Origin of the sequence: Kineothrix sp. IPX-CK (assembly GCF_039134705.1) — a bacterium.
Classification (GTDB): domain Bacteria; phylum Bacillota; class Clostridia; order Lachnospirales; family Lachnospiraceae; genus Kineothrix; species Kineothrix sedimenti.
The window spans coordinates 3,971,180-3,985,897 of sequence record NZ_CP146256.1 but is presented as its reverse complement, the minus strand read 5'-3'; the positions used below and the strand labels follow the sequence as shown (position 1 = coordinate 3,985,897).

The following is a 14,718-nucleotide window of genomic DNA, read 5'->3' as shown; positions in this document are numbered from 1 at the left end:
GGTGCATTTGTGAAACGTTTGGAATCTATGAAAAGAATTATTATATTACAGCTTTCGCTGCTGGGACTTTGCCTGCAAACGGCTGTTTATGCCTATTTTTGGTTTGAAAGCTATTATCCTCTCGTATTGTTGAAGCTGAAATTTTATATTAACGGACATATTTTGATTATCGGTATTTATTTCGTTCTTTTGTTCTTTTTCACCAATACTTACGGAGGATTGAAAATCGGCTATTTGAAGCCTTCCGAGGTGTTCTTCTCACAGATATTTTCTTTTCTGGCCGTAAACGTGATATCTTATTTTCAAATTTCCCTCATGAGAAACTGGCTGGCCCCGATTGGGCCGATGCTGCAGGTGACAGCCATACAGTTCGTGATATCCGGCATCTGGACTTATTTTTGCAATTCCTTTTATCGAAGCATATTTCCGCCGCGGGAAATGCTGTTAGTATACGGAGAGCGGTCCATTGACGATATCATGAACAAGTTTGCCACTAGAAAAGATAAATTCAATATTGTGAAATGTATGAATATCGGCGAAGGAGTAACGGCCATAGAAGAAGAGGCGGTGAAGCGCTATGATGCAGTCGTTCTTTGGGATATTTCCACGCAGGAAAGGAATAAGCTGCTTAAATTTTTCTATGGAAAATCCATTCGTGTATATATGATGCCTAAGATTACGGATGTGCTGATTCAAGGTTCCGACCAGCTCCATTTCTTCGATACGCCTATTTTCCTCACAAGGGAATATTCCTTAACGGTAGAGCAGAGGGCAATAAAGAGGCTGATTGATATTGTCTGTTCTTTGCTTTTGATTGCGATTACCTCTCCGATTATGATTGTCACTGCATTCATCATAAGGCTGTATGACAATGGTCCCGTTTTGTACAAGCAGGTACGCTGTACGAGGGATCAGGAGCAATTTTATATCATGAAGTTCAGGAGCATGCGGGTGGATGCGGAAAAGGACGGCGTGGCCAGGCTGGCGGCAAAGAATGATTCGAGGATAACGCCCGTAGGAAAGTTTATCAGGGCGGTACGCATTGACGAGCTTCCGCAATTGTTCAATATTTTAAAGGGTGAGATGTCCTTCATAGGTCCGAGACCGGAACGTCCTGAAATCATCGCCCAGTATGTTGAGGAAATGCCGGAATTCGTTTACCGGATGAAAGTTAAAGCCGGACTGGCGGGTTATGCACAGGTTTACGGCAAATACAACACGACACCCTACGATAAGCTGAAGCTGGATCTGGCTTATATCGAAAATTATACCGTATGGCTGGATATCAAACTGATGCTGTTAACTTTGAAGATACTGTTTCGGGCAGAAAGCACAGAAGGTGTGGACAGCAAGCAGATAACGGCGCTTAGGCAGGAAGAGGATAAATAAGAAGGGAATATGATTTGTAGGATGGAAAATGAAAGGTATATGCGGGCAGGGATGGATCTGAAAAGAGTATTTCTGCAGTTTATGAATAAGCTATGGCTGGCTGTGGCTGCAATCGTCCTGGGAGCCGTCTTGGGAATAGGACTTTATCTTGCCGCGCACTTCATATTTGCGTCAGAGAAGGAATACCAGTCGGTGTCTAAGATATACTTGAATTTCAACTGTGAGCCGGAGGATTTTAACGAGCTTTCCTATAACGGTTATACTTGGAACGACTTGTTGGATACGGACCCCATTTTAGACTATGCGATGGCGGAGCTGCCGGCACAGATAAGCAGAGAAGAAGTGACGGCTGCGACCAAAGCGGAGATTCTTTCCGATATTCGCCTGCTTACGGTAACGGTCACTACAAGACAGCCGGAGCTTACGGCTCAGATCATGGAGGCTATTCAGGTTTCCTTAGTACATCTTGGAGAAACGGACGAGCTGTTTCAAAGTATAGAAATTTACAGCACGGGAGAGCCAGAGCAAATCGTATGGGACGACCGCACCATAAATGCAGCTGTGACGGGAGCTGTGGTTATGCTCGTTATCGTTTTGCTGTGCATGGTCCTGTATTATATATTGGATGATTCCATTTATGTGGAAGCGGACGCTGAGAAACAGTTCGCAGTACCGGCAGTCGGAATCTTTACGGCCGATGAATCAGGGACCTTCCAAAGTTACGGAAGCGAGTTTTTGGCCAATTACAGTTATTTGTGCAAGAATTTAAGGAAGGTCTCACTTATGAGTGCGGACAACAGCGAGGATGCCAAGAATGCGGTGCTTACTATAGAGAAGATCCTTAGCACTAAGAAGCAGGAGGAAAGTTGTGAGATTATTCCGGTAGGGCTTGCGGAGGATTCGCCGGAGGTGTATGAAGTAATAAGAAATACGGACGGAGTTCTTCTGACGGTACGCTACGGCAGAGGAAACGGGAAGTTGGTAGAACGTGCCTTGAATAATCTGGAAAAACAGGATTGCAGGGTTATCGGAATATTGATTGTTGAAGCGGACGTTCGCTTTTTGAAAAAGTACTATATGTGCAAGTGGCATAAGTGTGAAAAGTAAGAAATGGAATGGAGCCGGAGATGGAATTGCAGATGTTGGTTTCCGCAGTGAATCAGGATGTCCTGACGCTGGCAGAGAAAATGAATATAGAGACGGAGGCTATCGTCGTCAATCAGTGCGAAAGCTTCTCCTATAACGAATATCGGCATAAGGAACACCGGGTACGCTGTTACAGCCTGAAGGAAAGAGGGGTAGGGCTTAGCAGAAACACGGCCCTTATGCGCGCCGATGGAGATATCTGTATTTTTGCGGATGAAGATATTGCATATGATACAGGATATGCAAAAAAAATAGAAGAAGAATTCTTGAAGAAAAAGGACGCGGATATTATTTTGTTCAATGTAAAGGTTGCTCCGTCGAGGAGGACCTATTGGAATGAAAAGTCAAAAAGGATCCGTTGGTATAATTACGGAAGATATCCGGCATACAGCATTGCGGCGAAGCGCTCATCGCTCCATAGCGCGAGTGTCAGTTTTTCTCTCCTCTTTGGAGGGGGAGCTGTATACAGCAACGGCGAAGACAGCCTTTTTCTCAGGGATTGCCTAAGAGCCGGACTTCGTATCTATGCGTCTCCCGTGGCGATAGGAGAGGAGACAGAGAGAGAGTCTACGTGGTTTCACGGTTATAACGAGAAGTTTTTCAAGGACAGGGGCGTGTTGTACCGCTATTTATACGGGAGGATGGCAATTCCTTTTTCCCTGCGATTTCTTATGGCACATAAAAAGGAAATGTGCAGGGAAATCGGCTGGATGCAGGCGTATAGGTGGATGCGGGAAGGGGTTCGCGGATTATGATTTTATATATAACGATTGCGGTGGTGACCATATTGCTCGCGGCAGCGGTACGTGTCATGCCAAATGGCATAAATCATCGTTTGGGAGGTTCGCTTTATAATTTTCCAGGCAACAAATGGAGCAGGCAGCAGGCTTTAAACGGGCTGTGCCTGTTTTCTATTTTTATCATCTTATTTGGATTATCCGCATGCAGGCTGAACGTAGGTAATGATTATGCCAAGTATGTGGAATTCATGCACCTGATTGCAGTAGGAGCATATGATTATGTTCCTACGGAGGCAGGCTTTAACGCGTTGGTAACGGTGCTGTACGCTGTCTCGGGCTATGAGAATTTCCTGTTGGTATTTGCCGTATTCGCATTTTTCACGCTCCTATTCTTTTTGAAGGCTATGTACGAGCAAAGTGACAGCTTTGGCTTCAGCTTTTTTTTATTCATGGCATTCGGTTTTTATTTTCACACGTTTAATACGGTACGCTATTATTTTGCGCTGGCGCTGGCTTTGTATTCCATAAAGTATGTGCTGCAAAAAGAATGGGGGAAATTTATCCTTCTGGTGCTCTTAGGTGCTGCGTTTCATAAATCGATGCTGGTGATCATACCCTTATATTTCCTCGCTACACTTCCTTGGAAAAAATGGCAGCTTGCGTTAATGGCGGTATTTTGCAGTACTTTTTTCTTTCTGCAGGATTTTTATTTAAAGGTGGTAGTATTTCTCTATCCTTCTTACGAGGATACGGAATATTTGGAAGGCGGCGTCAGCTGGTTCAATATATTGCGCTGCGCAGGTGTGCTCGCATTATCTTTGCTGTATTATAAGGACGCGGTAAAGGACAGCAAAAGGAACCGCTTTTATTTTTATTGTAATCTGGGCGCATTGGTTTTGTATGTCTGCTGCTCCTTCCTGCCTATTATAACGAGAATCGGCTATTACCTGAACATCACACAGATTCTCTTCCTCCCGGCAATCGTAAGCAGGATACCGGATAAAAGGCAGAAACGATTTTTCACCGTGGCAATAGCGCTGGCAGCGGTGGGATATTTTGTGATGTATTTGATGAGAGCGGGGAATGACGGCATCCGAGTGCTGCCATACCAGACGTTTATGTTCCACGACATGGTGCCGATTTTATCGGATATGAATTAAAGGGTTACTGTTCACAGCAAAGTTGTGAATAGTAACATTAAAGGAGAGTTTATGGGACGGATAATGTTCAGCATTGTAGTAGTCTGCCTTAATGAGGGAGAAAGGCTGAAAGCGGTGATTGAAAATATTCGGCGTCAGACATACGCTGACTATGAAATAATCGTAAAGGACGGGCTTTCTAAGGATGGTTCGATAGAGGAGCTTCCTGCGGATGAAAGGATAAAGGTGTACCGTCTGGAGGATACGGGTATATATGATGCGATGAATCAGGCAGTGAAAGAGATAAAGGGAGACTATGTTTATTTTTTAAACTGCGGAGATGCCTTTTACCGGGAGGACGTTCTTCAAAGAGTTGCTAAGCAAATAAAAGAATATCCGAGGCGGAGAGAAAATGTCGTTTTTTATGGCGATATCCTGGAAAAGATAACGGGAGAAAGGGTAAGTTCCAATCCCCATATGGACGCTTTCGGGTGCTATAGAAATGTGCCCTGCCATCAGGCTTGCTTTTATTCGGCAGAGCTTATGAGACGCAAGGGATTCGATTTGAAATATCATGTAAGGGCGGATTACGAGCATTTCCTCTGGTGTTTTTTTGAAGGGGAAGCGGATACGGTATATATGCCGTTTCTGATTGCTGACTATGAGGGCGGCGGCTTTTCCGAGACGAAGGAGAACAGAAAGCGGTCCGAGGCGGAACATAAGGAAATTGTAAAGAAGTATATGTCAAGCGGACAGGTACTAAAATACCGCGCTCTCATGATTCTGTCGCTTGCCCCGCTAAGAACGTGTATTTCCCGATATAAGGTGACGGCTCATATTTACAATAAGCTGAAAGCGCTTGTATATAAGCGGCAGGAGTAACTGATATGATATATTAGGATTAGAACATCAAAAGTCCTATTTTAATGTGTAGGAGTCAATAGACCCAAAATAAAAAGATTCCCGCGCCGAATTCAAATATATAAGAAGTTCTAATTCTCAGTAAATTTGAGCCAAGCATATCAGAAAACAAAGAACTCGCTGCGCTCAAACAGTTTTGTTTTCTGATATGGCTCAAGTATACAGAGAAAGAACTTCTAAATATTTTCATAGGTGCAGTCGTTCTTTTTATTTTGGGTCTATTGCCTGATAAAGTTAGCAAAAAGGACTTTTGAAGTTCTAATTCTAAGAGAATATCACGAAGCAGCGGCATAAGGTGTGCTTGCACACCTGCACAAAGTCTCCGGACTTTGGAAAGAACATGGGTATAAATATGAGAGTATTGTGGTTATGTAATATTATGCTTCCAGCTATTGCAGAAAGTCTTGGACTTCCCTACAGCAATAGGGAAGGTTGGCTGACGGGTATCTATGAACGCATGGGTAAGGATGACAGGAGGCAGATGGAATTGGGAATCTGTTTTCCGGTGGAAAGGCTGGAAGGGAAACTTAAGGAGTTAAACGGGCGGTGGATGCTTGGAAATACGGCGTGCTATGCCTTCCAGGAGACCCTTAACTCGCCGGAAAAATATGATGCGAGTATGGAAAGGCGTTTTTCGGAAATCCTGAAAGACTTTAATCCCGATGTTGTGCATATTTTCGGAACGGAGTTTCCGCATACGCTGGCTATGACGAGAGCATCCGGCCGGCCGGAGAGAATCCTGATAGGGATACAGGGGCTTTGTTTTGCCTGCGCTGAGGCTTATATGGCAGATCTTCCGGAATACGTACAGAAGAGAAGGACCTTCCGGGATATAATAAAAAGAGACGGAATAAGGCGGCAGCAGGAGAAGTTCAGACTGCGGGGAGAGCATGAGAAAGAGGCTCTGAAAAACGCCGGAAATATTACGGGACGAACCGGTTTCGACAGAGAAGAAACGAAAAAGATCAATGGCAATGCAAAATATTACCATATGAATGAAACCATGCGCTTTAATTTCTATAACGGAAAATGGAAACAGGAAAAGTGCGTGCCTCACAGCATTTTTCTAAGTCAGGGGGACTATCCTCTAAAGGGCTTTCATTATGTGCTTTTGGCTATGCCGAGGATTCTTTCGGAATATCCGGATGCAGTCGTCTATGTGGCGGGAAATAGTATTATCGATGATCGGTCGATGAAAGACCGGATAAAGATATCCTCCTATGGAAAGTATTTGAGGAAGCTGATACGCGAATACGGTCTGGGGGATAAGGTGAAGATACTTGGCAAGCTTTCAGCGGAGGAGATGAAGCAGCAGTTTTTAAAAAGCAGCGTATTCGTATGCCCGTCTTCCTTGGAAAATTCCCCTAATTCTATGGGAGAGGCCATGCTTTTAGGCGTGCCTGCAGTGGCGGCGCGAACGGGAGGCATTCCCAGTATGCTCGAAGATGAAGCAGAGGGACTTCTTTACGATGCGGGGAATGTGGATAAATTAGGGGATGCGGTACTTAGGGTGTGGATGGACCCGGAGGAGACACTAAAAAGAGCGGAAGCGGCAAGAAGAAGGGCATATAAGACCCATAATGGAGACGCTAATTACGAAAGGCTTTTGGAAATATATAAGGAGATTTGCGAATGACGGTTACCTTTGTATCCAATTATATCAATCATCATCAGATTCCTTTTTCGGACGCATGCTATAAGGCGCTGGGAGAAGACTATCATTTTATACAGACCGAGCCCATGGAAGAGCAGCGGATTGCCATGGGATGGAGCGTGGCGCTTCATAAGCTGCCCTATGTGCTCTGCCTGTATGAGCAGGAGGAGCAATGCCGCAACCTGATTATGGAGAGCGATATCGTTATTTTCGGCTGGACCGGGAGAGAGGATATTGTGGCTAAGCGCCTGCGCGGGGGAAAGCCGGTCATTCGGGTGAGCGAAAGGCTGTATCGGGAAGGCCAGTGGAAAGCTGTATCACCGAGGGGGCTGGTGAGGAAATATAAGGAGCATACGAGATATCGGAAGGCACCGGTATACCTTTTGTGTGCGGGAGCATATGTGGCTTCGGACTTTCATATTGTAAGAGCTTATCCGGACAAAATGTTCCGGTTCGGTTATTTTCCTGAGACTGTTCTATATGCGGAAGGAGAGCTTGAGAGCCTGAAGGGAGGCCTTGACAGAATCGATATGGTATGGGCCGGGCGGTTTATACCGTTAAAACATCCCGAATTTGCAGTAAGGCTTGCTAAGGAATTGCGGGAAGCAAAGTCGGATTTCCATATTCATATGGTGGGAAGCGGTGAATTGGAGGAGGAACTGAAGCGTACGGTAAGGGCGGACGAGCTGGAAGAATACTTCACCTTTTACGGGTATACGGAACCGAAGGAAGTTAGAAAAATAATGGAAAAATGCCGGATCCATTTGTTCACCAGCAATTATCTGGAGGGCTGGGGAGCGGTTGTCAACGAAGCCATGAACAGCGGCTGTGCCGTGGTAGCCAATGTGGAAGCGGGAGCGGTTCCTTTCCTGATAAAGCATGGAGAAAATGGATTGGTGTATAAAAACGGCTCCTATGAGGACTTTTCCATGCAGGTCAGAAAGCTGGTAAAAGAGCCGGAGCTTGCCATGCGGCTTGGAAAAGAAGCTTACCGTACGATTACCGGAAAGTGGAATGCGGAATATGCAGCAGGGGAGCTGCTTCGTTTTTGCGGGGATTTAAAGGATGGGAAGGTGATTCCGGCAAAGGATGGACCGTTTAGCCCGGCACCGGTTATTGCGCCGGGGAGGATGTACGAGATGGTAGCGGAGCACCGGGTATAGGAAGCAGGGATAAGAACATGAGGAATGAAATGGAAAAAACAGGGAAAGAATTGATCAGCGTTATCGTTCCTGTTTATAATATTATAGATTATTTACCGCGGTGCGTGGACTCTATATGCAGACAGACGTATTCCAATCTGGAAATCATATTGGTGGATGACGGGTCAAATGATGGGACGGAACGGCTGGTGGATGAGCTTGCAAAGAAGGATGAAAGAATCAGAGTGTTCCATAAGAAAAACGGAGGCTCGTCTTCCGCCCGGAACCTGGGGATTAGTGAGGCGAGAGGAAGTTGGCTTGGGTTTGTGGACAGCGATGATTTCATCGATAGCGGCATGTATGAGAGGCTGATGGAATGTGTGGACAAATATGGGGTTCGCATGGCTCAGGTTTCCAGAGATGAAATTGACGAGAACGGACAGAAGCTTCCCGATGTATGCAAACCGCCTGAGAAGGCACATGTATGTGAACCGGAAAGGTTTCTTCGGGAGCTGTTGCTGCATAAGGGAGACAGCTCTTTTTGCACGAAGCTGACGGATAAGAGGCTGTTCGAAGGCCGCCTCTTTCCCGAAGGAGTATTGAATGAGGATTTTCACCTTCTTGTAAATATGTTGGAGGAGGCGGGGAGTATCGCAGTGATTCCGCAGCAGTGTTATCATGTGTTTTACCGTATCGGAAGCAATACGAGAAAGAAAACGAAGGATGAATTCTCAAGAGTTTTTATCGATATTGTGATCAATGCGGATATGGTTGAAGCGCTGGTGAAAGAAAAATATCCGATGTTAAAAAGGGAAGCGGTTCGATTTGCGTTATATCAAAGATTGGATTACCTGCTACATATTCCGGTTTCCAGGATGGTGGATGAGGATGAATGCTACCGCTCGGTAAAGAAATATTTACGGAGGCATGTTCCGGATACGGTGAGGAACCCTTATCTTACGGCAAAGAATAAGCTCTATCTGATGCTTCTTACAGGGGCCCCAAAGACGGTGCGGAGGCTGCATAGTCTTAAAATGAGAAGATGAGGCGATACGGAAATGAAAGATACGGCGGAAAGCTATATGAAGGAAAAGAAGTGGAATCATAGTAAAAAAAAGAATATCGGGGATTATGCGTGGCAGGCCGGCATGCTGGCTTTGCTTTGCCTGCAAGTACTTCTGGTTCTTTATTATGGCGGTAAAAAGGCAGGTTTTCATGAGGATGAATATTATTCCTATTATTCTTCCAACCGAACGGCGGGGCTGTTCGAGCCGGATAGGGAATGGGCAGCCCGGGATACGTACCGTAATGAGTTCGTCGTGCTGGAGGGTGAAGGGTTTAACTATAGCTTGGTAGCCACCGTGCAGTCCTGGGACGTGCATCCTCCCTTTTTTTATTTTCTCCTGCATACTGCATGCTCGCTGTTTCCGGGGATATTCAGCAAGTGGTTGGGTATCGGCGTGAACTTGTTCGCATTTGTCATTAACTTTTTCCTGCTGGCATGGCTGGCCTATATGGTGACGGACAGAAATAAGACGCTTACCTTTCTTGTCAGCGCAGCTCACGGTTTTAATGCGGCTATTATTTCCGGAGTTCTTTTTATAAGAATGTATGAATGGCTGACTCTTTTTGTGCTGCTGCTCGCCTGCCTGCATGTGCGGTCAATTAGTGAAGAACACTCAATGAGTAAAAGAGGTGATCTTCGTTTCAGCAGTTTCCTTTTGCCCCTTATGTTTGTAAATTATTTGGGATTTCTGACACAATATTATTATATAATTTTTTTGTTTTTTATGGCGGCAGGTTTTTGTCTGTGGCTTCTATGGAGGGACAAAAATTTGTGGAACTGCTTCCGATACGGCCTTAGCTGCGCCTTCTCCATAGGGATGGCGGTTATAAGCTATCCTGCCTCTCTGTCGCATATTTTCAGAGGATATCGGGGAACCGGAGCGGCGGCAGAATTTTTAGACGGGGCGAATACTGTGGATAGACTTGGTTTTTTCGGCAGACTGATGGATGAATATGTTTTTGACGGACATTTTTTGTTGCTTCTCGCGGCGATTATTGTTATGGCAATCGTACTGTTTATCCGAAAGAAGAACAATTCCGGGACAGAAGCGTTTGTGATAGGCGGGGATTATAAGGCATATTTTCTTCTTTTATTTGCGGTCTGCGGGTATTTTTTTACGGTTTCCAAGACGGCGCTTTTGCTTTACGAGACTTCTAACCGCTATGAGCTTCCTGTATATGGGATATGGATGCTGTTAATCATTGTAGCGTTATATACGTTATCCGGCAGAATTTTCCGTGCGCTGTTCATTAACGAGAGACTTAGGAGGGCCGGCATTGCACTTATTTTTCTTTTGTTTTTGGCACAGGATGTTCATGAACTCATAACAGGCAAAGTGCTGTTCCTCTATGAAGAAGATGGGGACAGGGTGGAATACGCCAAGGGAAATGCCGATGTTCCGGTAGTGATTTTATATAATGCTGCGACTCCTTATCATGTCTGGTGGTGCTCCAATGAACTGATGGAATATGAAAGGGCATATTTCATGAGTGAGAATAATCAGGAAGAGCTTACCGACGATATTGTATGCGGCAGCCATAAGCTGATCGTATATGCGGCGGACGGAGAGACTAAGGAGGAAAGCCTTGATTTGATTCTTCGAAGCAATCCGGAGCTTGAGGGCTATCGGATGGTAGGTCGGAAATCTCTTTGGAGCGTGTATGAATTCGAGTAATACGTAGCATTTATAGTTACTGTTCACTCCTCACAGCAACGGGCCTACAAATGGACTTTTTTCAGATATCGAAGGCAATGGAAGTCGAATCAAAAGACTCCTGCTTCGAATTCAAATATATAAGAAGTTCTAATTCTCTGAATCGTCAAGCCAAACATAACAGAAAACAAAAAACTCGCTGCGCTCAAACAGTTTTGTTTTTTGTTATGGCTTGGCGATTCAAAGAAAGAACTTCTAAATATTTTCATAGGCACAGTCGTTCTTTTGATTCGGCTTCGATTGCCCGTAAAAGTTTGTAAAAAGTCCATTTGCCGGACATTCCTGAGAACGGAGTGAACAGTAACACGAGTAATACGCAGCATTTATAAATTGGAGTATTATGTATAGTCAGGTGATTTGATTTATGATATAATGTGTGTCGAAATACACGAATGGTGTATTTCTGAGATTTGAATTTACTAATGGTGTATTTTTGAGATCTGAATACACGAATGGTGTATGTAATGGTAATATTGGAGGAAATAATTATGTTAAATAATAAAACGATACTGATCACAGGCGGGACAGGCTCCTTCGGAAAGTGTTTTACCAAGTATGTTTTGGAGCACTACGAACCGAAGAAGGTTATTATTTATTCCAGAGATGAATTTAAGCAGTTTTTAATGGAAAATGAATTCAGGGAATATAAGGATAAGCTACGTTTCTTTATCGGTGATGTACGTGATAGAGAAAGAATGCAAAGAGCTTTTGAGGGAGTGGATTATGTGATTCATGCGGCGGCGCTTAAACAAGTGCCGGCATGCGAATATAATCCGAATGAGGCAATTAAGACGAATATTCACGGAGCGCAGAATGTTATCGACGCGGCGCTGGATTCCGGTGTAAAAAAGGTAGTGGCTTTATCCACGGATAAGGCTGTAAATCCGGTAAATTTGTACGGCGGTACAAAGCTGGTATCCGATAAGCTGTTCGTGGCGGCAAATGCGTATGCGGGAACGAAGGAGATTAATTTTTCCATCGTAAGATATGGAAACGTTGCGGGAAGCCGCGGTTCTGTGATTCCTTTTTTTCATAATCTCATGAAAAATGGTAAAACGGAATTCCCGATTACGGACTATCGTATGACCAGATTTTGGATCAGTTTGAGAGAGGGAGTGGAACTGGTCATCAAAGCGCTGGAGGAAGCTACCGGAGGTGAGACCTTCATCAGCAAGATTCCGTCTTTTAAGATTACGGATTTGGCTCAGGCGATGCTTCCGGGCTGTAAGATGCTGGAGGTGGGAATCCGTCCGGGAGAGAAGCTTCACGAAATCATGGTGACGGTGGAAGATTCCGATACAACTTATGAATATGACAAGCATTTCATCGTTTATCCGCAGGTGATTTGGAACAGCAAGCAGCAAATAAATTTAAGTGGCAAAAAGGTAGCGGAAGGCTTCTCTTACAGCTCGGATAACAACGTTCAGTGGCTGTCCGTAGAAGAGATAAAGGAACTCCTTAAGACCGTAGATTTAGAAAAATAAGAAAGCACCGGATTTCGGAATCGGAAAGGGTATGGGAAAAATATGATCAATAATATGGAAAAACCGGCAATTTGCGGCGGAACTCCCGTGCGCGATACGAAAATATTTTATGGTCATCAATATATCGATGAAGAGGATATCCAGGCGGTGGTGGATGTACTGAAAAGCGATTATCTGACCTGCGGTCCCAAAATCGCCGAGCTGGAAGAGAAGCTGTGTGAGTTAACAGGGGCGAAATATGCGGTGGCTTGCAGCAACGGTACGGCAGCCCTTCATATTGCCTGTATGGCGGCAGGTGTTACCCGGGGCGACGAGGTAATAACCACTCCGATCACATTCGCAGCCTCCGCCAACTGCGCGCTTTATGTGGGCGCCAAACCGGTATTTGCAGATATTAACGATAGGACCTATAATATTGATCCGGCATCGGTAAAAGAGCATATTACAGATAGGACGAAAGCCGTAGTGGCAGTGGACTTTACGGGTCAATCCATCGAGGAGGATGAGCTCTTAGCCATATGCGGGGAAAAAAAACTGGTGCTGATTGAGGACGGTGCACATGTAATAGGGACAAAGTACAATGGAAAGCCAAACGGCTCTATTGCAGATATGACTACCTTAAGCTTTCATCCGGTGAAAACAGTAACCAGCGGAGAAGGCGGAGCGGTGCTTACGAATAACGAAGAATATTATCAGAAGCTGTTGCTTTACAGAGCTCACGGAATAACGAGGGACTCAGAGCAGATGGAGCATGAGCCGGATGGACCGTGGTACTATGAGCAGATCGATTTGGGTTATAATTACCGTATGACGGATATACAGGCGGCGCTTCTTATCAGCCAGTTAAATAAGCTTCCGGCTTTTTCAAGGCGCAGAAAAGAAATTGTTGCCCGTTATGACGAAGCGTTTGCAAAGCTTCCCCAGATGGCTATACAGCAGGAAATCCCGCAGTCCGATACAACGAGGCATTTGTATATTTTACGTCTGGTACCGGAACAGCTCACGATAGACAGAAAACAGTTTTTCGATGCGCTTGGAGCAGAGAACATCGTTTGTAACGTACATTATATCCCTACCTATTACTTTCCGTACTATCAGAAGCTCGGGTATAAAAAGGGACTTTGTCCGAAAGCGGAGAAGTTGTATGAGGAGATCATCAGTATTCCTCTTTATTACGCGATGACAGATGAGGATGTGCAGGACGTTATCCGTGCAGTAACGAAAGTCGCGCAGTATTTTGCAAAATGATGAGAAGGCGGTGCAGGAGATGAAGCTGAGTATTATCGTGCCTGTTTATAATATGGCGGCGGACCAAAAACTGGAATACTGCCTGAATTCCCTGGTGAATCAGACGATAGACAATTACGAGATCATAGCGGTGGACGATTGCTCCACCGATTGTTCGTTTACCGTTTTAAAGGATTATGAGGCCCGGTTTCCTGAAAAATTCAAAGCGGTTCATTCCGAAGTGAACAAGCGTCAGGGCGGGGCGAAGAACATCGGCTTAAGGCTGGCTCAGGGGGAATGGGTCGGATTCATCGACAGCGATGACTGGATCACTCCCGATATGTATGAGCTGCTTTTAAAAAGAGCTGAAGAAACGGGTGCCGACCTGGTGGGTTGCGATTACAGTCTGACCGATGTACATTCCATGGAGGTCGGTCAGGTAGTGCATAACAGCAAAGTGGAGCAAAGTGGTGTACTCACAGCAGATAAAAGACGCAGCCTTATTTTGGACGGCGGAAGTCTGGTGGTTAAGATTTTTAAACGTTCGATGATCATGGAACATGAGCTTTGGTTCCCGGAAAATATCTTTTATGAAGATAACGCTCTTGGAAATTCCTATCTGATACTTGCGAAACATTTTGAATATATACAGGAGCCGCTTTATTTTTATTATCAGCATGAGACCTCCACGGTGCATACGATTTCCAAGGAGCGCTGCGAGGACCGTATGGAAGCTGGCAGACTGATGCTGGCGGAGGCAAGACGCCATCATTATATGGAGGATTTTAGGCCGGAACTGGAATATAGCTTTGCTCTTTTGTTTTATGTCAATACGCTGTTCACCTATATGACGGGCGTAGCGCATACGAGATACCGGTTTGTGAAAAAGCTGGGAGAGGAAATGAGACAGACCTTCCCCGGTTTCATGGAGAATCCGTATTATCTGGAAAGAACCCATGAGGAAGAGAAGAAGTTAGTAAGAATGCAGCAGAAATCCACACTTTTTTTTATGCTGTATTATAAATTATTGTGGGCGTACCGAAGGTGGAGAAAAGCTTGTTCGGTAGGAGTGATTGGACATAAATAGTTAAAGTTC

The 14,718-nt window shown here is 44.9% G+C and carries 12 protein-coding genes; all 12 read left to right on the top strand.

Going from position 1 to position 14,718, the window contains the following annotated elements; genetic code table 11:
• The first annotated feature begins 9 nt into the window (after positions 1–9).
• The 12 genes from V6984_RS18930 to V6984_RS18875 all read left to right on the top strand — a co-directional run bounded on the left by V6984_RS18930 (position 10) and on the right by V6984_RS18875 (position 14,709).
• Entirely contained in the window at positions 10–1,389 is a 1,380-nt protein-coding gene (locus V6984_RS18930; protein WP_342757157.1) for an exopolysaccharide biosynthesis polyprenyl glycosylphosphotransferase, read from the top strand.
• Positions 1,390–1,410: 21 nt separating this feature from the next.
• Positions 1,411–2,496: a hypothetical protein gene (locus tag V6984_RS18925; protein WP_342757156.1), complete on the top strand. Its 1,086-nt coding sequence runs from the start codon at positions 1,411–1,413 to the stop codon at positions 2,494–2,496.
• A 20-nt stretch (positions 2,497–2,516) separates the two neighbouring features.
• Positions 2,517–3,290 carry a glycosyltransferase family 2 protein gene (locus V6984_RS18920; protein ID WP_342757155.1) on the top strand — a complete coding sequence of 258 codons (774 nt, stop codon included), beginning with the start codon at positions 2,517–2,519 and terminating at the stop codon, positions 3,288–3,290.
• On the top strand, positions 3,287–4,435 hold the full coding sequence (locus tag V6984_RS18915; RefSeq protein ID WP_342757154.1) for an EpsG family protein: 1,149 nt from the start codon (positions 3,287–3,289) through the stop codon (positions 4,433–4,435). Before V6984_RS18920 ends, V6984_RS18915 begins: the two co-directional genes overlap by 4 nt.
• Positions 4,436–4,486: 51 nt before the next feature.
• On the top strand, positions 4,487–5,296 hold the full coding sequence (locus V6984_RS18910; RefSeq protein WP_342757153.1) for a glycosyltransferase: 810 nt from the start codon (positions 4,487–4,489) through the stop codon (positions 5,294–5,296).
• A gap of 391 nt (positions 5,297–5,687) precedes the next feature.
• Positions 5,688–6,971 carry a glycosyltransferase family 4 protein gene (locus V6984_RS18905; protein ID WP_342757152.1) on the top strand — a complete coding sequence of 428 codons (1,284 nt, stop codon included), beginning with the start codon at positions 5,688–5,690 and terminating at the stop codon, positions 6,969–6,971.
• Positions 6,968–8,152, top strand: coding sequence for a glycosyltransferase family 4 protein (locus V6984_RS18900; protein WP_342757151.1), 1,185 nt, complete (start codon positions 6,968–6,970; stop codon positions 8,150–8,152). The genes V6984_RS18905 and V6984_RS18900 overlap by 4 nt, the downstream gene beginning before the upstream one ends.
• A gap of 29 nt (positions 8,153–8,181) precedes the next feature.
• On the top strand, positions 8,182–9,177 hold the full coding sequence (locus tag V6984_RS18895; RefSeq protein WP_342757150.1) for a glycosyltransferase family 2 protein: 996 nt from the start codon (positions 8,182–8,184) through the stop codon (positions 9,175–9,177).
• Between the two features lie 12 nt (positions 9,178–9,189).
• Positions 9,190–10,872, top strand: coding sequence for a hypothetical protein (locus tag V6984_RS18890; protein WP_342757149.1), 1,683 nt, complete (start codon positions 9,190–9,192; stop codon positions 10,870–10,872).
• A 527-nt stretch (positions 10,873–11,399) separates the two neighbouring features.
• The gene (gene pseB / locus V6984_RS18885) at positions 11,400–12,395 is read left to right on the top strand and encodes a UDP-N-acetylglucosamine 4,6-dehydratase (inverting) (protein ID WP_342757148.1); all 996 of its coding nucleotides are present in this window, start codon (positions 11,400–11,402) and stop codon (positions 12,393–12,395) included.
• Between the two features lie 42 nt (positions 12,396–12,437).
• Positions 12,438–13,643: a UDP-4-amino-4,6-dideoxy-N-acetyl-beta-L-altrosamine transaminase gene (gene pseC / locus V6984_RS18880; RefSeq protein ID WP_342757147.1), complete on the top strand. Its 1,206-nt coding sequence runs from the start codon at positions 12,438–12,440 to the stop codon at positions 13,641–13,643.
• A gap of 19 nt (positions 13,644–13,662) precedes the next feature.
• Positions 13,663–14,709 (top strand): glycosyltransferase family 2 protein, encoded by a 1,047-nt coding sequence (locus tag V6984_RS18875; protein ID WP_342757146.1) that lies wholly within the window; start codon positions 13,663–13,665, stop codon positions 14,707–14,709.
• Positions 14,710–14,718 lie beyond the last annotated feature (9 nt).